Origin of the sequence: Vallicoccus soli, from assembly GCF_003594885.1 — a bacterium.
GTDB lineage: Bacteria > Actinomycetota > Actinomycetes > Motilibacterales > Motilibacteraceae > Vallicoccus > Vallicoccus soli.
The window spans coordinates 99,845-116,989 of the sequence record NZ_QZEZ01000006.1; the positions used below are offsets into that span (position 1 = coordinate 99,845).

At 79.2% G+C, this 17,145-nt stretch carries 20 protein-coding genes; 8 read left to right on the forward strand and 12 right to left on the reverse strand.

Features of this window, described 5'->3' with window-relative positions:
- Positions 1–2 precede the first annotated feature (2 nt).
- The 6 genes from D5H78_RS13170 to D5H78_RS13195 all read right to left on the reverse strand — a co-directional run bounded on the left by D5H78_RS13170 (position 3) and on the right by D5H78_RS13195 (position 5,143).
- Entirely contained in the window at positions 3–806 is an 804-nt protein-coding gene (locus tag D5H78_RS13170; RefSeq protein ID WP_119950957.1) for an SDR family NAD(P)-dependent oxidoreductase, read from the reverse strand.
- 31 nt (positions 807–837) lie between these two features.
- Positions 838–2,037 carry a GTPase HflX gene (gene hflX / locus D5H78_RS13175; RefSeq protein ID WP_119951121.1) on the reverse strand — a complete coding sequence of 400 codons (1,200 nt, stop codon included), beginning with the start codon at positions 2,035–2,037 and terminating at the stop codon, positions 838–840.
- Positions 2,038–2,087: 50 nt separating this feature from the next.
- Positions 2,088–2,762, reverse strand: a complete 675-nt coding sequence (locus D5H78_RS13180; RefSeq protein WP_119950958.1) for an alpha/beta hydrolase — start codon at positions 2,760–2,762, stop codon at positions 2,088–2,090.
- A gap of 81 nt (positions 2,763–2,843) precedes the next feature.
- Positions 2,844–3,395, reverse strand: coding sequence for a putative glycolipid-binding domain-containing protein (locus D5H78_RS13185; RefSeq protein WP_119950959.1), 552 nt, complete (start codon positions 3,393–3,395; stop codon positions 2,844–2,846).
- Positions 3,396–3,446: 51 nt separating this feature from the next.
- Complete coding sequence (locus D5H78_RS13190) at positions 3,447–4,283, reverse strand: methyltransferase domain-containing protein (protein WP_133412061.1); 837 nt, start codon at positions 4,281–4,283, stop codon at positions 3,447–3,449.
- Positions 4,280–5,143 (reverse strand): class I SAM-dependent methyltransferase, encoded by an 864-nt coding sequence (locus tag D5H78_RS13195; protein ID WP_119950961.1) that lies wholly within the window; start codon positions 5,141–5,143, stop codon positions 4,280–4,282. Before D5H78_RS13195 ends, D5H78_RS13190 begins: the two co-directional genes overlap by 4 nt.
- 66 nt (positions 5,144–5,209) lie before the next feature.
- Between D5H78_RS13195 and D5H78_RS13200 the strand changes: the two genes are divergently transcribed.
- Positions 5,210–5,848, forward strand: a complete 639-nt coding sequence (locus D5H78_RS13200) for a PadR family transcriptional regulator (protein WP_119950962.1) — start codon at positions 5,210–5,212, stop codon at positions 5,846–5,848.
- Positions 5,849–5,851: 3 nt separating this feature from the next.
- Here the strand turns inward: D5H78_RS13200 and D5H78_RS13205 are convergent, their stop codons facing one another.
- Positions 5,852–6,541 carry a phosphoribosyltransferase gene (locus D5H78_RS13205; protein ID WP_218566583.1) on the reverse strand — a complete coding sequence of 230 codons (690 nt, stop codon included), beginning with the start codon at positions 6,539–6,541 and terminating at the stop codon, positions 5,852–5,854.
- A 94-nt stretch (positions 6,542–6,635) separates the two neighbouring features.
- On the opposite strand from D5H78_RS13205, the gene D5H78_RS13210 reads away from it, so the two are divergent.
- From D5H78_RS13210 to D5H78_RS13225, 4 genes are all read left to right on the forward strand, one after another.
- On the forward strand, positions 6,636–7,139 hold the full coding sequence (locus D5H78_RS13210) for a GNAT family N-acetyltransferase (protein ID WP_119950963.1): 504 nt from the start codon (positions 6,636–6,638) through the stop codon (positions 7,137–7,139).
- Between the two features lie 76 nt (positions 7,140–7,215).
- Positions 7,216–8,139 carry a lysylphosphatidylglycerol synthase domain-containing protein gene (locus tag D5H78_RS13215; protein ID WP_119950964.1) on the forward strand — a complete coding sequence of 308 codons (924 nt, stop codon included), beginning with the start codon at positions 7,216–7,218 and terminating at the stop codon, positions 8,137–8,139.
- Positions 8,136–8,807, forward strand: a complete 672-nt coding sequence (locus D5H78_RS13220) for a glycerophosphodiester phosphodiesterase (RefSeq protein WP_119950965.1) — start codon at positions 8,136–8,138, stop codon at positions 8,805–8,807. The genes D5H78_RS13215 and D5H78_RS13220 overlap by 4 nt, the downstream gene beginning before the upstream one ends.
- A 42-nt stretch (positions 8,808–8,849) precedes the next feature.
- Positions 8,850–9,356, forward strand: a complete 507-nt coding sequence (locus D5H78_RS13225; RefSeq protein ID WP_119950966.1) for a GNAT family N-acetyltransferase — start codon at positions 8,850–8,852, stop codon at positions 9,354–9,356.
- Between the two features lie 211 nt (positions 9,357–9,567).
- Here the strand turns inward: D5H78_RS13225 and D5H78_RS13230 are convergent, their stop codons facing one another.
- On the reverse strand, positions 9,568–10,770 hold the full coding sequence (locus D5H78_RS13230) for an MFS transporter (protein WP_218566584.1): 1,203 nt from the start codon (positions 10,768–10,770) through the stop codon (positions 9,568–9,570).
- 240 nt (positions 10,771–11,010) lie between these two features.
- Here D5H78_RS13230 and D5H78_RS13235 point away from each other — a divergent pair, with 240 nt between their 5' ends.
- Both D5H78_RS13235 and D5H78_RS13240 read left to right on the forward strand, forming a co-directional pair.
- Positions 11,011–11,793 (forward strand): sporulation protein, encoded by a 783-nt coding sequence (locus D5H78_RS13235; protein WP_119950967.1) that lies wholly within the window; start codon positions 11,011–11,013, stop codon positions 11,791–11,793.
- Complete coding sequence (locus D5H78_RS13240; protein ID WP_119951124.1) at positions 11,790–12,308, forward strand: nucleoside deaminase; 519 nt, start codon at positions 11,790–11,792, stop codon at positions 12,306–12,308. Before D5H78_RS13235 ends, D5H78_RS13240 begins: the two co-directional genes overlap by 4 nt.
- 4 nt (positions 12,309–12,312) lie before the next feature.
- On the opposite strand, the gene D5H78_RS13245 is transcribed toward D5H78_RS13240, so the two are convergent.
- Positions 12,313–14,013: an alpha/beta hydrolase domain-containing protein gene (locus tag D5H78_RS13245; protein ID WP_133412062.1), complete on the reverse strand. Its 1,701-nt coding sequence runs from the start codon at positions 14,011–14,013 to the stop codon at positions 12,313–12,315.
- A 116-nt stretch (positions 14,014–14,129) separates the two neighbouring features.
- Between D5H78_RS13245 and D5H78_RS13250 the strand changes: the two genes are divergently transcribed.
- Positions 14,130–15,284 carry an ROK family transcriptional regulator gene (locus tag D5H78_RS13250; protein WP_119950969.1) on the forward strand — a complete coding sequence of 385 codons (1,155 nt, stop codon included), beginning with the start codon at positions 14,130–14,132 and terminating at the stop codon, positions 15,282–15,284.
- A 119-nt stretch (positions 15,285–15,403) separates the two neighbouring features.
- On the opposite strand, the gene D5H78_RS13255 is transcribed toward D5H78_RS13250, so the two are convergent.
- The 3 genes from D5H78_RS13255 to D5H78_RS13265 all read right to left on the reverse strand — a co-directional run bounded on the left by D5H78_RS13255 (position 15,404) and on the right by D5H78_RS13265 (position 17,087).
- Positions 15,404–15,850, reverse strand: a complete 447-nt coding sequence (locus tag D5H78_RS13255) for a MarR family winged helix-turn-helix transcriptional regulator (protein ID WP_119951125.1) — start codon at positions 15,848–15,850, stop codon at positions 15,404–15,406.
- A gap of 170 nt (positions 15,851–16,020) precedes the next feature.
- The gene (locus D5H78_RS13260; RefSeq protein ID WP_133412063.1) at positions 16,021–16,551 is read right to left on the reverse strand and encodes an Asp23/Gls24 family envelope stress response protein; all 531 of its coding nucleotides are present in this window, start codon (positions 16,549–16,551) and stop codon (positions 16,021–16,023) included.
- Positions 16,552–16,556: 5 nt separating this feature from the next.
- Positions 16,557–17,087 (reverse strand): RNA polymerase sigma factor, encoded by a 531-nt coding sequence (locus D5H78_RS13265; RefSeq protein ID WP_165865732.1) that lies wholly within the window; start codon positions 17,085–17,087, stop codon positions 16,557–16,559.
- Positions 17,088–17,145: the final 58 nt, after the last annotated feature.

Below are 17,145 nucleotides of genomic sequence, written 5' to 3' on the forward strand. Positions count from 1 at the left end.
CCTCAGCGCAGGTGGGACGCCCCGTTGAGGTCGAGCACCGCGCCGGAGGCCCACTCCGCCTCGGCGGAGGCGAGGTAGGCCACGGCCGCCGCGACCTCCTCCGGCGCGGCGACGCGGCCGAACGGGCTCTGCGCCCGCAGCGCGTCGCCACCCGGGCCCTCCAGGTGCTCGGCCGCCATGTCGGTGGCGACGAAGCCGGGCGCCACCGAGGACACCGCGATCCCGTGCTCGCCGAGGGCCAGCGCCAGGGACTGGCCGAGCGCGTGGACGCCGGCCTTCGCGGCGCCGTACGCGGGCACGTCCGGCTCGCCGCGGAACGCCCCGCGCGAGCCCACGTTGACGATGCGCCCCCGCGGCGCCCCCGGCTCCGGGTCGACGTCGAGCATGTGCCGGGCGACGCACCAGGTGACGTTCGCCGTGCCGAGCAGGTTCACGTCGACCGTGCGGCGCCAGGCCGCGACCCACTCCTCGTACGGGGTCGCGTCGAGCGGGTGGCCCAGCCGCCGGTGCCCGCCCGGCGCCGGCTCGGTGTAGAGCGCGGCGTTGTTGACGAGGACGTCGATGCGCCCGAGCGCGTCGGCCGCGGTCGCGACCATGGACGGCACCGCGGCCGGGTCGCCGATGTCGCCCCCGACGACCACGTGCCCGTCGCCGTCGAGCGAGGCGAGCACCTCCTCGGCGCGCTCGCGCGACGCCCGGTGGTGGACGGCGACGCGGTCGCCGTGGGCGGCGAGGCGGCGGGCGACGGCCGCGCCGATCCCGCGGGACGCGCCGGTCACGAGGACGCCGCGGCGTGGGGTGCTCATGGTCCCGACCCTAGGAGCCCTCTGTGCCCGCTCAGCGCGCGGTGGCGAGCCGCGCCGCGAGCTCCTGCCGCAGCCCGGGCACGCCCTGCCCGGTGAGCGCGGAGACGGCGAGGGCGTCGGGGTACGCCCGCTGCAGCCCCTCCAGGCGGTCCGCCGGTGTGACGTCGACCTTGTTGAGCACGAGCAGCTCGGGGACGTCGCCCGCCCCGACCTCGGCGAGCACGCCGCGCACCGTCGTCAGCTGGTCGATGGCGTCGGGCGCGGACGCGTCGACCACGTGCACCGCGAGGTCGCTCTCGGCCACCTCCTCCAGGGTGGAGCGGAAGGCGTCCACGAGCTGGTGGGGCAGGTGCCGGACGAACCCGACCGTGTCGGCCACCGTCATCGTCGTGCCGTCCACCACCAGCCGGCGCACGGTCGGGTCGAGCGTGGCGAACAGGACGCCCTCGACGGCGACGTCCGCGCCGGTGAGCCGGTTGAGCAGCGCGGACTTGCCCGCGTTGGTGTAGCCGGTGAGCGCGACCCCCGGGACCTCGTTGCGCGCCCGCCGCCGCCGGGTGGTCGCCCGCCGCTCGGCGAGCTGGCCCACGCCGCGGCGCAGCCGCCCCGCGCGCGAGCGCAGGCGGCGCCGCTCGACCTCCAGGCGCATCTCGCCGGGGCCGCGGACGCCGATGCCGGCGCCGCCCGCGACCCGGCCGCCGCCGACCCGGGACATCTCGCGGCCGTGGCCGAGCAGGCGCGGCAGCTGGTACGCGATCTGCGCCAGCTCCACCTGGGTGCGGCCCTCCGCGGTGCGCGCGTGCTCGCGGAAGATGTCGAGGATGAGGGCGGTGCGGTCCACGACCCGGACGCCCGCCCGCTCCTCGAGGTTCCGCGCCTGCGCCGGGCTGAGCTCCTCGTCGGCGACGACCACGTCGGCGCCGGTGCGCCGCACGACCTCGCCGAGCTCGTCGGCCTTGCCCGCGCCGACGTACGTCGCCGGGTCGGGCCGTCCGCGCTCCTGCACCACCCGGTCCACGACGTCGATGCCGTCGGTGTCGGCGAGCCGCTCCAGCTCGTCGAGCGACAGCGGCGAGCCCGTCGCACCGACGACGGGCAGCGGGCGCCCGCCCGCGGGCGCCCGGTCGTCGCTGCGGTGCACCGCGAGGAGGACCGCGCGGGGCCGCTCCCCGTCCACCGCCTGTCGGCTGCGCCGCGCGTCCTCGCGCCCGATGAGCCACGCTCCCGCCACCACGACCCCCTCGTCACCTGAGGGGGCGCGGCTACCCGGGCGGCCGCGGGTCACACGCCGCGGGCGGGTGCAGGTCCGTCGAGCCACCAGGCGAGCGCCGCGTCCACGAGGGGCCGCGGGACGACGTGGCCGCCGCGGAACTCCTCGTAGCGCACCTCGTGCCCGCGGCCGCGCAGGTCGCGGGCCACGGGGCGCCCGCAGCGCTCGACGGGCAGGACCGCGTCGTCGGTGCCGTGCGCGACGAACGCCCGGGGCAGCCCGACGCGCCGCGGCGGTGCGGCGAACCCGGGCGAGAAGGCGAGCAGCGCCTCGTACCGGTCCCCCGCGGCGAGCCCGAGCGACAGGGCGTACGAGGCCCCGTCCGAGAAGCCGCCGAGGGCGAGGCGTCCCACCGCGCGCTCGGCCCGCACCTGGTCCAGCGCGGCGTCGAGCGCATCGGCGTCCGGCCCGAGCCGACCGAGCAGCAGGTCCCAGGTCGCCCCGCGCGAGGTCGTCAGCAGGGCGAGCGCCCCGTGCGCGGCGGCGGCCCCGCGCAGCAGCGGCACGCCCTGCTCGCCGGTGCCGCCGGCGCCGTGCAGGAAGACGAGCAGCGGCCGCGGCGCCGGGTCCTCATCGGCCCCCGGCGGCACGAGAAGCAGCGGCGGTCGACGGCCCGGCAGCGCCAGCTCGCGCACCTGCGGCAGGGCCGTCACCCCCGCCGCACCCGGGTCGTCCGGCTCGGGCACGGTCCCCTCCTGTCCGTCGTCGGGCGGGGCGGCTACCCGCGCGACGACCTCCCACGCCCGGCGGGCGGACGGGGGCCGTGCTCAGGCGTGGCGGACCGCGATGCCGGGGTAGTCGAGGACCAGCCCGGCGTCGTCGTACACGAGCAGGGCCGCGAAGCCCCCCTCGGACGTGTAGTCGTAGCGGTGCGCGTCGCGCCGCCGGTACGTCTGGTCGAGCCGGCGGACGGTGAGGTCGAGCGCCTGCACGTACGCCGCCGACGCGGCGGTGGGCGCGTCCCCGCGGATGTCGAGCCGGTGGACCGGGAGCGTGTTGGTGCAGGCCGACGCCTCGAGGTCGACGTCGACGAGGCCGTCGAGGTGCGGCGCCGGGGCCCCGTCCACGGTCCAGCGGCCCTCCCCGTCCGAGCGCAGCGTCGTCTCCCGCGGGCCCGCCACGGTGTCGGACCAGACCCGGGCCTCGCGCGTGCGCCACGCGTCGTCGAGGCGGACGTCGTAGCGGACGGCGTACGGCTGGCCGTCCTCCACCGCCGAGGTGTGCCCGCGCAGCCGGCCGGGCTCGGCGTAGAGCACCTCGAAGCCGTCCACCGCGCCGGTGAAGCGCCAGGCCGCGAACGGGGGCAGGGCAGGGGCCACGGCGCCAGTGAAGCAGCGGGGCCCCCGGCCGCACCAGCGGTCGGGCCGGCGCTACCGCGGCAGGGGCGGTCGGACGGCGCTCACGGCGAGCACGGTCACCGAGACGACGAGCGTGCCGCGCGAGGCCGCCCGCGCGAGCTCCCGGCGCCACGCCTCGACCGCGCCCGGGTCGAGGCCGGCGGCGGCCGCGACGGCGACGACGAGGCCGAGCGGCGGGTCGCCGGCACCCGCGGGCCGCAGGAGCAGCACCTCCGCGGTGAGCCGCGGGTCCGTGAAGCCGGCCTCGGCCACGAGGTCGAGCAGGCGGGCGCCGGCCGCCGGCTGCGGCACCCGGGCCGCCCAGGCCTCGCGCGCGGCCGCCACCACCGCCGGCTCGCCGGGCCAGACGGCCAGCGTGCGCCAGTCGGTGTCGACGAGCACCGCGCGGCCGCCGGGGCGCAGGACGCGGTGCACCTCCGCGACGGCCGCGGCCGGTCCGGGCACGTGCTGCAGCACCCGCTCGACGCGCACCAGGTCGACCTCCGCGTCCCCGACGGGGAGCCGCTCGGCCGCGCCGACGGCGAAGCGCGCGGCGCTGCCGGTGGTCGCGGCCCGGCGCCGCGCCACCTCGACCATCGCCCGGCTCGGGTCCACGCCGAGCGCCCGCCCGCCGGGGGCGACCAGCAGGGCCAGGCCCTGGACGTCCTCGCCGGTCCCGCAGCCGACGTCGAGCGCGCGGGCGCCGGGGCGCGGGTCGAGCTGCTCGACGGCCCACGCCTTGAGCCTGCGGACCGCGGGGAGCTGCGCCTGCACGTCGAGCGCCGCCACGGCCGCGGCCCGCTGCGCCTGCGAGCCCGCGTCGACGTCGCGGAAGGAGCCGGCGTGCTCCCGGGCGGGCCCGGCGCTCACCGGCCGGGCCCGCGCCGGGCGGTGCACAGCCAGGCGGCCGAGGCGTAGCGCACCCCTCGGGGACCCTCGTGCCGGACGAGGCTCGCCCGCAGGCGGTCGACGGCGGCCTCACGGTCCGCGGCCGGGCGGCCGTCGAGCTGCCAGCCGAAGAGCCCGAGCAGGAACCGCAGCGCGTCCTCGGCGTCCTCGCCGAACCACAGCGGCGCGTCGCGGGGCTCGAGCGCGACCCCCGACCACCCGGCGGCGGTCAGCACCGCCTCGACGTGCCGCGGGTCGGCGAGCGAGAACGGGCCGGGGGCGGTGCCGGCCGTCGGCGGCGCCGCGACCCCGGACAGCGCGCCGGCGACCTGCGTGATCCAGGCGTTCTCCGCGGCGGCGCGCCAGACCAGCAGGACGAGCCGCCCGCCCGGCCGGGTCGTGCGGGCCAGGCCGGCGAAGGCGGCGACGGGGTCGGCGAAGAACATCGCGCCGGTCCGCGAGACGACGAGGTCGTGCGCCTCGGGAGCGAACGGGTGCACCTGGGCGTCGGCGCGGACGAACCGGGCCCCGGTCACCCCCTCGGCGCGTGCCCGGCGCCGGGCGACCTCGAGCAGTCGGGAGGACAGGTCGACCCCCACCGCGCCGCCCTCCCCGGCGGCCCGGGCGGCGTCGAGGGTGGTCCGCCCGGCGCCGCAGCCCACGTCGAGGACGCGGTCCCCGGGCCGTACGCCGGCCGCCGCGAGGAAGCCGTCGTGGTAGCCCGCGACCGACCGGTCGAACCGGTCGGCGTGCCGGGCCCAGTAGTCCCCCTCGTCGCCGTCCCACGTCCGCTCCTGCGCCCGGTTGCCCTCGTCGACGCGCGCCCGCTCGGTGGTGGCCATCGGGTCCTCCTACAGTCCCCTCGGGAGTACGGCCTCGTCCTCCCAGTAGTCCCGAAGGGAGTACCGGTGTCAAGGGGTGCGCTGACCACGACCTCGTACGCCGTCCTCGGCCTGCTCGCGGTCCGGCCGTGGTCGACGTACGAGCTGACCCGGCAGATGGGACGCTCGGTCGGCCTGGTGTGGCCGCGGGCGCAGAGCAAGCTCTACGAGGAGCCCAAGAAGCTCGTCGCGCACGGGCTCGCGACGGGCGCGCGGGAGCTCGTCGGCCGTCGCCCGCGCACGGTCTACGCGATCACCCCGCAGGGGCGGGAGGCGCTCGCGGAGTGGCTGCGCGAGCCCGGCGCGGGGCCGGTGCTCGAGGCCGAGCAGCTGCTCCACGTGCTCTTCAGCGAGAACGGGACCCGCGAGGACCTGCTGGCGACCCTCGCCGCCGCGCGAGCGTGGGCGAGGGAGCGGGCCGCCGAGAGCGCGGCGGTCGGGCAGCAGTACCTCGACGGCACCGGCCCCTTCCCCGAGCGGCTCCCGCAGCTGCTGCTCGTGTCGCGGTTCCTCACCGACTACTACGCCCTCGTCGAGCAGTGGGCGGCCTGGGCCGGCGAGGTCGTGCCGGGGTGGCCGCAGGACGTGGCCGCGGCGACGGCGGACCGGGCGGTCCTCGAGGACGTCGTCGCCCGCGCGCGCCGTGCCGCCGGCCAGGAGCCGTAGCGCTCAGCCGCCCAGGGCCCGGCGCACCTCCCCGTCGCCCGTCTGGCCGAAGTCGACGTACGCGCGGCCCACCGCCAGGAACGGCTCCGGCACCCACGGGCAGACGAGGGCGTCGACCTCGGCACCGACGTCGCGCACGGCCTCGGCGGACCCGACCGGCACGGCGACCACGACGCGGGAGGGGGCCGAGCGGCGCACCGCGGCGACGGCCGCCCGTACGGTCGCCCCGGTCGCCAGCCCGTCGTCGACGAGGACCGCGACCCGGCCGGTGACCGGCACCGGCGCGCGGTCCCCCCGGTACGCCGCCTCCCGCCGCCGGAGCTCGGCCAGCTCCCGCTCGCGCACGCCCGCCAGGGTCGCGTCGTCCACCCCGGCGCGGGCGAGGACGTGCTCGTTGAGGACGGTGCGCACCTCGTCGCCGACCGCGGCCACCGCGCCCATCGCCAGCTCCGGCCGCCCGGGCAGGCCGAGCTTGCGCACGATGAGCACGTCGAGCGGCGCGCCCAGCGCCGCCGCCACCTCGGCGGCCACCGGGACCCCGCCGCGCGGCAGGCCCAGGACCACCGCGTCCTGACCGCCCGTGCCGCCCGCGAGGGCGGCGGCCAGCACCCGCCCGGCGGCCCGCCGGTCGGGGTACGGGGGTCGGCCCGGTCCCGCCACGCACGACGGCTGCCCGCCGGGCCGACCGCCCACGCCTCCCGCCTCCCGACGCCCGGGCGCGCCGGGCGGGTCGGGCCCGGACCGGGCGGACCGCAGGGGTCGCGGCGGGCACCTGCGGCCGGGCAGGATGCGGCGCGTGACCACCGTGGAGCCGGCGGGCGCCGCCGACCTGGACGGGCTCGCCGCGCTCCTCGTGGACGCGGTCGAGGGCGGGGCGAGCGTCGGCTTCCTCAGCGGTCTCGACCTGGAGGGCGCCCGGGCCTTCTGGCGGCGAGCGCTGGGTGGCGGGGCGTCCACCTGGGTGGCCCGCGACCGGGACGGGGCGGTCGTGGGCTGCGTGCAGCTGCACCCGTCCGCGATGCCCAACGGCGCGCACCGGGCCGAGGTCGCCAAGCTCCTCGTCCTGCGCCGGGCGCGGGGCGCCGGCGTCGCGGGCGCGCTCATGGCCCGCCTCGAGCAGGAGGCGCGCGCCCTCGGCCGGACCGTCCTCGTCCTGGACACCGAGACCGGCAGCCCGGCCGAGGCGGTCTACGCCCGCTGGGGTTGGCAGCGGGTCGGGACGGTCGACGCGTACGCCGCGGACCCGTACGGGACCCTGCGACCCACCACGATCCTCACGAAGCGGCTGTGAGGCTGCGGCAGGCGTGCCGGGGCTGCCCGTCGGGTACGCCTCAAGGCGGAGCCGTCCCCGACCGAGAGCCTCCTCCATGACCCGTCGCGCCAGCGCCCCCCGCGTCACGTACGGGGGCGTCGCCCGGGCCGCGCTGCTCGTCGCCGCCCTCGCCGTGCCCGCCGTGACGCTGCCCGCGCTGCCCGAGGTGTCCCTCCTGCCGGCGCTGCTCGGCCTGCTGCCGTGGGTCGTCGGCAAGTACGTCCTGTGCCCCCTGCGCTGGTACGCGATCGGCGAGAGCGGGCGCTCGCGGCGCTGGCACCTGCGCGCGTTCGCCGAGGCCGAGCTGCTGGGCCTGGCCACGCCGGGCCACGTGGGCGCGGACCTCTGGCGGGTGCGCCGGCTGCACGGGACGGGCATGGCCACGCCGTCGGGCCTCGCCGAGGTCGCCCTCGACCGCGTGGTCGGGGCGGTCGGGCTCGCCGCCTTCGTCGCCCTGGCCGGCACCACGCTGCCGCTCGGCCTGCTGCTGCCCGCGCTCGGCGCCGGCGCCGCGCTGGCCCTGACCGTCCTCGTCGTGCACCGCGTGCGGCCCCAGTGGGTGCCCGAGCGCCGGCTCCCCGCCCCGCGGCGCCTCGCGGCCGGCGTGCTGCTGTCGATGGGGTACCAGGCCTCCGTCGTCGCGCTCCTGCTCGGCTGCCTCGCCGCGACCGGGCACCACGTCGCGCCGGCCGCGATCGCCGGGGCCTTCGCCGCGAGCCAGCTCGCCGGCGCCCTGCCCGGCCCGCACGGGGCCAGCCCCAAGGACGCCGCGCTCGCCGCCGCCCTCGCCGCGCTCGGCGTCCCGTGGCAGGCCGCCGTCGGGGCCGTCGCCCTCAAGGCCGCGCTCGCCTGGCTGCCCGGCGTCCTGCTCGGCGCGCCCGCGCTGCTCCTCACCCGCCGCGCCGCGCGCCTGGCACCGGTCGAGCCGCTCGCCGCGCACCGCCGCGAGCCCGTCCCGAGCCTCGCCGCCGCGGCGTGATCCCGGCCGGGGGCGGGGCGCCGCTCGCGATCGCCCACCGCGCGGGCAACTCGCTGGAGGGCCTGCACGCTGCGCTCGCGGCCGGCGCGGACCTCGTCGAGGCCGACGTCTGGAGCCACGGGGGGCGCCTCGAGGTGCGCCACCTCAAGACCGCCGGCCCCCTGCCGTTCCTCTGGGACGCCTGGCGGGTCGTCCCGGCCTGGCGCCCCCGGCTGCTCCTGCCGGAGGTGCTGGAGGCGGCGGCGGGCGGCGCGACGTTCCTGCTGGACCTCAAGGGCCGCACGCCCGACGTCGGCGAGCACCTCGCCGCCCTGCTGCACGAGGCCGCGCCGGGGCGCGAGGTGTGGGTCTGCTCGCGCCTCTGGCCGTCGCTGGACCGCTTCCTGCCGCTGGACTGGGCCCGGGTGATGGTGTCGGCGCGCACGGGCGCGGAGGTCGGGGCGCTGCGCGAGCGGGTCCGCCGCGGCGACGTCGACGGGGTCGCCGTGCACCGCTCGCACCTCAGCACCGGGCTGGTCGACGAGCTGCACCGCTCGGTCCGGCTGGTCACGACCTGGCCGGTCAACGACCCGGGCGCGCTGGAGCGGGTGGCGGCGCTCGGGGTCAGCGGCGTCACGACCGACGACCCCGGGGTGCTCGCCGCGCTCGTCGCGGCCCGCCGGGGCTGACCCGGGTGGACGCCGCGCGAGGGCGTCCTCAGGCTGGGGCCCGTGGTCCTCGTGCGCCGTGAGCTGCCCGCCGACGTCCCCGCCGTGCACGCGGTGCACGTGGCCGCCTTCGCCGACGGCGCCCGCACCGAGGCGCCCCTCGCGGCGGCGCTGCGCACCGGTGGGCACCTGCTCGCGCCGCTCACCCTCGTCGCCGAGGCCGGCGGCGCGGTCGTCGGGTCGGTCGTCACCAGCGCCGGCAGCCTCGCGGGGCAGCGCGTCCCCGCCCTCGGGCCGGTCGGCGTGCTGCCCGCGCACCAGGGCCGCGGCATCGGCGGCGCCCTGCTGCACGCGGTGCTCGGCGCCGCCGACGCCCTCGGCGAGCCGTGCGTGGTGCTGCTGGGCGACCCCGCGCTCTACGGCCGCTACGGCTTCGGGCCCGCCGAGGGCGCCGGCGTGCGCGCGCCCGACCCCGCCTGGGGCGCCCACTTCCAGCTGCGCAGGCTCACGGCGTGGGACCCCGGGCTGGCGGGGGTGTTCCGGTACGCGCCGCCGTTCGACGGGCTGTGACGCCCGGGCGCTTCCCGCGTGACGCATGAGGGGCACCCGGAGGCGCGTCGGGCCCCTGAGGGTGCCCCTCAGCAGGCTCGACCCTGCTGGGGGTGCCCCTCAGGGGACATGCACGGCTGAGGGTGCCCCTCATGGGCCCCGGTGCCCGCCTGAGGGCGCCCCTCATGGGCCGCGCCGGGACGGGCGTACCACCGCCCCGCTGTGCCGGGCCTCAAGCCGCGGCGAGCTCCACGGCCCTGGCCCGCTGACGCACCCGGTCCGAGCGCACGGAGTACGCGAACACCACGATGCCGAGCAGGGCGAGCACCGCGCCGACCGCGGCCGGGGCGGTGTAGCCCCAGCCGAGGGCGATGACGAGGCCGCCGAGCCAGGCGCCCAGCGCGTTCGCGACGTTGAGCGCCGAGTGGTGCAGGGCGGCGGCGAGGGACTGCGCGTCCGGCGAGACGTCCATGAGGCGCATCTGCAGGGCGGGGATCATCGCCGAGCCGGTCGCCGCGAACAGCAGCAGCGTGACTGCCGCGGGGACGAGGGCGTGCGCGGTCCAGGTGAAGAGGACCAGGAGCACCGCGTTGGCGCCCAGGCCCAGCAGCACCGTGCGCGGGATGCTCCAGTCCGCGAGGCGGCCGCCGACGAGGGTGCCGAGCGTCATGCCGACGCCGAAGACGGCGAGGATGACCGGCACGACCGACTCGCTGGTGCCGGTCACGTCGGTGAGCGTCGGAGAGATGTAGCTGTACACCGCGAAGAAGCCGCCGAAGCCGATCGCCCCGGTGAGCAGCGCGAGCCACACCTGGCGCCGGCGCAGGGCGCCGAGCTCCTGGCGGGCCGTCGCGCCCTCCTGCGCGGGGACGGCGGGGACGTACCGCGCGACGGCGGCGACGGCCAGCAGGCCGACGACGGCGACGAACCCGTACGTCGTGCGCCAGCCGAGCTCCTGCCCGAGCCAGGTCGCCACCGGGACGCCCAGCAGGTTGGCGATGGTGAGGCCCAGCATGACGAAGGCGACCGCGCGGGCGCGCCGGTCCGGCGGGGCCAGCGCGGCGGCGACGACGGCCCCGATGCCGAAGTACGCGCCGTGCGGCAGGCCGGCGGCGAAGCGGGCGACGAGCAGCGAGCCGAAGCCGGGGGCCAGCGCGGACGCGGCGTTGCCGACGGCCACGCCGACGAGCAGGAGCAGCAGCAGCGTGGTCCGCTGGAGCTTCGCGCCGAGCACGGCGAGCAGCGGGGCGCCGACGACGACGCCGAGCGCGTACGCCGAGACCAGGTGCCCGCCCTCGGGGATGGTGGCGCCGAGGTCGCCGGTCACCTCGGGCAGCACGCCCATCGTGGCGAACTCGGTGGTGCCGATGCCGAAGCCGCCGACGGCCAGCGCGGCGAGGCTCGCGGCCAGCGGCGCGGAGCGGGGGGACTGCACGGGGCCTCCGGGAGGTGCGGGGCGGACGGGGTACGGACGCCGCAGCACCGGGACGCTCGCTCTGCCAGGGGCAAGGCCCCCGACGGACCCGATGTTCCCGGAGCGGCGGGTCGCAGCCCCGGGCGTGGCGCGCGCCACGTCCGCGGGAACGCTGCCGGCGCTCCGCCCGTCGAGGGAGCAGGGTCCGTACGGGGCCCGGCGACGACGGCAGCGGGCCGGACGGCCCGGGAGGGGGACGGCATGGCTCTGCGCGACCTCATGGCGCGCTTCGGCGCGGGGGCGGCCTCGGTGGACACGGTGCTCGACCGTGACGCGGTGCAGCCGGGGGGCTCGGTGACCGGGCGGGTCGTCGTGCTCGGCGGCAGCGTGGCGCAGCAGGTCGACGAGGTCGTCGTCGGGCTCGAGGCCCGGGTCGAGGTGGAGAGCGGCGACCACGAGTGGCGCGAGGACGTCGTCTTCGGCGCCCAGACGGTCGGGACGGGGTTCCACGTGGAACCGGGCAGCCGGACCGAGCTGCCCTTCGCCGTCGCGGTGCCGTGGCAGACCCCGGTCACCGCGCTCGGCGGTTGGCACCTACGCGGCGTGCGGGTCGGTGTGCGCACTCGCCTAGCCATCGCGGGGGCCGTCGACCCGGGCGACCTCGACCCCGTGACCGTCGTCCCGCTGCCCGTGCAGCACGCCGTCGTCGAGGCGCTCGGCGGCCTGGGCTGGCGCTTCACCCACGGCGACGTGGAGAAGGGGCGCCTGCGCGGGTCGGACCTGCCCTTCTACCAGGAGCTGGAGTTCCGCCCGCCGTCCTCGCTCGCGCGCAAGGTCAACGAGCTCGAGGTGACCTTCCTCGCCGACCCCCGGGGCGTGGAGGTCGTGCTGGAGGCGGACCGGCGCGGCGGGCTGCTGTCCGAGGGGCGCGACGTCGTCAGCCGGCTGCGCCTCGGCCACGACCAGACCGACCCGGTGCGGCTGCGCGCCACGGTCGACGCCGCCGTGCGGGAGCTGGGCGCGCGGCGCGGGTGGGGGTGGTGACGCCCCTCGGCGACGCCGGGCTGGCGCACCTGCACCGCTGCCTCGAGCTCGCGGAGGAGGCGCTGGAGGCCGGGGACGACCCGTTCGGCTCGGTGCTCGTGGACGCGGCGGGCGTGGTCCGCTTCGAGGACCGGAACCGGGTGGCCGCGACCGGCGACCCGACGCAGCACCCCGAGATCGCCGCCGCGCGCTGGGCGGCGGTGCACCTCGACGCCGACGAACGGGCGGCGGCCACCGTCTACACCTCTGGCGAGCACTGCCCGATGTGCGCCGCCGCGCACGGCTGGGCCGGGCTCGGGCGCATCGTCTGCGCGGCGACCGGGGCGCAGCTCGCCGGCTGGCTGGCCGAGCTCGGCGCCCCCGTGCCGCCGGTCCGCACCCTCGCCGTGACCGACGTCGCCCCGGGGGTCGAGGTCGTGGGCCCGGTGCCGCCGCTCGACGCGCGGGCGCGGGCCCTGCACGTGCGGCGCCACCGGGCCCGGACCCCCGTACCGGGCCCGGCGGAGCCGCACTAGCCGGTCACAGCGGCAGGCGCAGCACCGCGAGCGCCGCCTCGGCCTGGCGCAGCAGCGCCGCCCGCGCCGGCGCGTCGGCCCGGGAGCCCTCGACCTGCGCGACGAGGTCCTCGAGCAGGCGGACGGCCTGGGCGCGCCGGCCGTCGTCCGCCGCGAGCCCGGCCCGCTGCGCCCACGCGTCGAGCCGGACCGCGAGCGGCGCCGCGAGGCGGCCCTCGGCGGCGAGGTCGTCGACGAGGTGCGACAGGTCCGAGTACCAGGCCGGGTCGGCCGCGACGCCGGCCGGGACGAAGCCGCGCTGCACGGCCCGGGCGGTCGCCGCGGCGGCGCGGTCGACGTACGTGCGCACGTCGGGGTAGCGCCGCGCCAGGACACCCTCGGCCAGCGGGACGGAGCTGCCGTCGAGGAAGCAGAAGCCCGGGCCGGTGTTCACGCCGCTGTTGACGCGCACCGGGGCCACCTGGGCCGCCAGGCGGATGCCGCCCTTGGCCAGGCCGAGGCGGTCGCGCACGACGTCGCCGTCCTCGGTGAGGGCGATGGGCTGCGCCGTCGGCGGCTGCACCCCGTACGCGACCCACGCCACCGTGCGGTCGTACACGGCGGCCTGCACCTGGTGCTGCGGCACCCGCGACAGCGACGGCAGCTCGCAGGTCTGCGGCGTGCCCGGGTAGCCGCCGGGCAGCGAGCCGATGTCGCGCAGCCGCAGCGGGCCGTAGTCGGTGATGAGCTTCCAGTCCCCGTGCGAGGCGCCCGCGACCTCCCAGGTGCGCAGCACGTCGGAGTCGGGCTGGCGCTGCGCGGCGCCGATGAGGTCGATGGCGACGTCGCCCTCGGAGTTGAGCTTGAACAGCGGGGTGTCGAGGTCGGTGCGCACCGGACCGCCACCGCCGTGCAGCACCACCGCGTCGAGCACGTCGGCGAGCGGCTGCACGCTGCCGTAGTACGTGTGCAGGCGCCCGGCGGACTGCGAGTGGCCCGTGGCGATGACGTAGTCGGGGTCGAGCGGGCCCAGCGGGTCGGTGCCCGCGGGGTCGCGCAGGGCCTTCACCGCCTGGCTGAAGACGTCGTACGACAGCGAGTCGTCCTCGACCGTCCCGCCGTCGGTGAGGTCGAGCGCGCCGTAGCGCTCCGGGCTCCAGGCGCGCAGGCCGGTCGCCGAGTGGACGCCCGCGCGCTGCGCCGAGACGCCGACCCAGGTGTACCCCTCGCGCATGAGGTGCTCGTGGGTCTGGAACCAGTCGACCTCCTGGTCCCACTGGTTGCTCACGTTGAGCCACTCGGCGAGGACCACGCCGTTGGAGGCGGCCGCCGTCGCGGGGCGCCGGACGACGATCCGGGTCGTGTACGGGTGCCCCGTGCTCGTCACGGTCGCGTCGGTGCGCCCGTCCGCGGCGTAGCGCGTCGCCTCGCCGGAGACGAGGAACTCCTCCTCGACGTAGCCGGCGGCGCGCAGGTCGACGTCGGTGGCGAGGAAGGGGTAGCCGTGGCGGGGGTCGCCCAGAGGGCTCGTGCGGGCCAGCGGCCCGGTGACGGTGGGGGACGGCACGTCGTCGCCGGTGGCGAGCGAGGCCCGCTGCGCGGGCGCGGCCGTGCTGGCCGGCGCGGCGGCCTGCGGGGCGGCGGTGGCCGGGGCGGCGAGGACGGCGGTCGGGACGGCCAGGGCGGCCGCCGCGACGAGCGCGGGGAGGGTGCGGGGACGGACCATGGTCACTCCGGGGCGTCGGTGGCGGAGCAGCGGTATCGGACGGCGGCGAACCTAGGGAGCACCTGGAGGGGTGTCAACGGTCCAGGTCTGGCCGAAACAGGGGTAGCGTCGCCCGCGTGAGCGACCTCCGCGGCGCGACCGCCCGCACCGTCGTGGCCCTGCGTGAGCACGGCGCCGCCACCCGCGCCGACCTCGCCCGGCGCACGGGCCTGCCGAAGTCCACCGTCTCCGCCGTCGCGGCCGCCCTGGTGGCGGCCGGCACGGTCCGCGAGGTCGGCGAGGCCGAGCCCACCGGGCCCGGCGGGCGCGGGCGGCCCGGCACGCTCCTCGCCCTGGACCCCGGGCGCGGCGAGGTCGTCGGCGTGGAGTTCGGCTGGGCGCACGTGCGGGCGCGGGTCCTCGACGGGGGGCACGGGCGGGGTCCGGGGGCGGCCCGCCGGATGCCGGTGGCGTACGGGGCGCGGGACGGCCTCGAGGCGGCCGCCGGCCTGGTGCGCGACCTGGGCGAGCGCGCGGGGGCCGCCCCGCTGCTCGGCGTCGGGCTGGCGCTGCCGCTGGGCCTCGGCCCCGCCGGCGCCCCCTCCGAGCCGCTCACCGGCGGACCGCGCGGCATGCGCCCGGGCTGGGAGGCCCTGGACGTCCCCGCCGTGCTGTCCGCCGAGCTCGGCGTGCCGGTGCACGCGGACAACGACGCGAACTGCGCGGCGCGCGCGGAGCTGCTGTGGGGCGTCGCGCGGCCGTACGACGACCTCGTCCTGCTCAAGCTGCACGCCGGTGTCGGCGGGGCGGTCGTGCTCGAGCGGCGCGTGCGCACCGGCCGGGCGGGGGGAGCGGGCGAGCTGGGCCACGTCCCGGTGGACCCGCGCGGGCCGCTGTGCCGCTGCGGCGGCCGGGGCTGCCTCGAGGTCTACGCCGGCGTGCCCGCGGTGCTGCGCGCGCTCGCGGCCTGGGCGGACGGGCCCCTCGCCCCGCACGAGGTGCTCGCCGCGGCCGCCGCCGGCGACCCGGCCTGCCGGCGGGCCCTGCGCGACGCGGGCGAGGCCGCCGGGCAGGTCGCGGCGGGGCTGTGCAACGCGCTGAGCCCGCAGGCGGTGGTGCTCACCGGGGCCCTCGCCGGCGCCGGGGAGCTGCTCGCCGGCGCGGTGCGCGAGGCGGTCGCGCGCACCGCGCTGCCGGTGAACGCCGACGTCGCCGTCCTCGTCGGTGCCCTGGGCCCGGACGCGGGCCCGCTGGGGGCGGCGGCGGCCGCCCTCGCCGCCCTGCCCGCCTGACGCCCCGGCGCGCCGCCGGGCCGGTCAGGAGCCGCCGGGCCGGCCAGGTGCCGCCGGGCCGGTCAGGTGCCGCCGGGCCGGTCAGGTGCCGCCGGGCCGGTCAGGTGCCGCCGGTGCGGTCAGGACGCCAGGTCGTGGGGCCGCGGCGGGACGCCCGCCTGCGCGTCGAGGTCGACGCCGTGGGCGGCGACCACCCGCTCGGCCAGCTCGCCGAGCAGCCGGGCCTCCTCGCGGGACAGCGGGTCGAACAGCGCGCGCCGCACCTGCTCGACGTGCCCCGGTGCGGCCGCGCGCAGGGCCGCGGCGCCGTCGTCGGTCAGCACCGCGAGGTTCCCGCGCCGGTCCGACGCGCACCGCTCGCGGCGGACCCAGCCGGCGGCCTCGAGCCGGGCGACCGCGTGCGAGAGGCGGCTCTGGGACTGCTGCACGGCCGCGGCGAGGTCGCTCATCCGGGCCGCGCGGCCCGGCTCGTGGGAGAGCCGGGCGAGGATGGCGTAGTACGCGTGCGGCATGCCCGCGTCCTGCTGCAGCTGGCGCTCCAGCGCCTCCCCGACGAGCTGCTGCATGGCGAGCCAGGCGCGCCAGGTGCGCTGCTCCTCGGCGTCGAGCCAGCGCGGCTCGGGCGCGGCGGGATCGGCCACGCCGCGCAGCCTACGCCGGGCCGGCGCCCGGCCCGGTCGCCGTCGGGCCGCCCGCTCGCTCCCGACCGCCGCCGGGTGCCGCACGGGCCGCCGGGTCAGGCTCCGTCGGTGGGCCCGTCCACCCGGACGTCCACCACGGCGACGTCGACCGCGCCGACCGGCACCGAGGCGCCGGCCCGCAGGTCGCGGCGCACGGCCCTGCGCACGGCCTCCGCGAGCTCGGTGATGGTCGCGCCGCGCTCGACCGTGACGTCGAGGTGCACGCGCACCAGCCCCCCGGGGCCCTGCTCCGCGTCCACGTGCGCGCGGCCGACCACGAGCGCGACGCCCGGCACCCGCTCGGCCGCGGCGCGGGCGAGGCGCTCGACGACGCGCAGCGCGACGCGGTCCTCGCCGCGCCCGCCGTCGCCGACCACCACCGAGCCGCCGGTGCCCGCCGCGTCGCGCACGCGCCGCATGACCGTCGGGCGCAGCGACGCCGGCGCCCGCACGGGCTCGCGGACGAGCTCCAGCACCGGCGCCGGCAGCGGTGGCACCTCCTGCTCGGGCGCTCCGGCCGGGGCGCCGTCGGCGCCGCGGTCGGGTCCGGGGTGCTCTCCGGAGCGTGCGGGACGTCCCCCGTCCATGCCGCTCACCTCCAGTCCTCGAGACGGCGGGCCAGGCTGCGCCGGGCCCGGTGGACGCGGACCTTGGCCGCACCCTCGGTGATGCCCAGGATGCGGGCCACCTCGGCGAGGGGGAAGTCCGCGAAGTAGTGCAGCGCCAGCGCCGAGCGCTGCTCGAAGGGCAGCTCGGCGACGGCGCGGACCGCCGCCTCGCGCCGGGCGGAGGCCAGGGCCCCCCGCTCCGCCGCCTCGACCTGCGGCAGCAGCTCGTGCGGGGGCAGCGGCTCCGTGGGCCGCCGGTCGCGGCGGGCGTTGGAGGCCCGGTTCACGACGATGCGGTGCAGCCACGTGGTGAAGGCGGCCTCGCCGCGCCAGGTCCGCAGCGCCCCCCAGGCCTGCACGAAGGCGTCCTGGACGACGTCCTGCGCGTCGTGGGGGTCGCCGGTGAGGCGCAGCGCGAGGCGGTACGCCCGGTCCTGGTGCCTGCGCACCAGCTCGTCGAACGCGTCGAGGCTGCCCTCCCGGGCGGCCGCGACGAGGTGCGCGTCGTCGGTCACGCCGGGGTCCTTCCCCGAAGAGTTGTGCGCGACCCGTAACCTCCGCGACTCCTGTCGT

Coding starts and splice junctions, on each gene's coding strand:
- D5H78_RS13170 (WP_119950957.1), bottom strand. CDS start 806: ATGAGCACCCCACGCCGCGGCGTCCTCGTGACCGGCGCGTCCCGCGGG.
- D5H78_RS13195 (WP_119950961.1), bottom strand. CDS start 5,143: ATGGCCACCACCGAGCGGGCGCGCGTCGACGAGGGCAACCGGGCGCAG.
- D5H78_RS13210 (WP_119950963.1), top strand. CDS start 6,636: ATGCGGCGCGTGACCACCGTGGAGCCGGCGGGCGCCGCCGACCTGGAC.
- D5H78_RS13215 (WP_119950964.1), top strand. CDS start 7,216: ATGACCCGTCGCGCCAGCGCCCCCCGCGTCACGTACGGGGGCGTCGCC.
- D5H78_RS13235 (WP_119950967.1), top strand. CDS start 11,011: ATGGCTCTGCGCGACCTCATGGCGCGCTTCGGCGCGGGGGCGGCCTCG.
- D5H78_RS13245 (WP_133412062.1), bottom strand. CDS start 14,013: ATGGTCCGTCCCCGCACCCTCCCCGCGCTCGTCGCGGCGGCCGCCCTG.
- D5H78_RS13255 (WP_119951125.1), bottom strand. CDS start 15,850: ATGCAGCAGCTCGTCGGGGAGGCGCTGGAGCGCCAGCTGCAGCAGGAC.
- D5H78_RS13260 (WP_133412063.1), bottom strand. CDS start 16,551: ATGGACGGGGGACGTCCCGCACGCTCCGGAGAGCACCCCGGACCCGAC.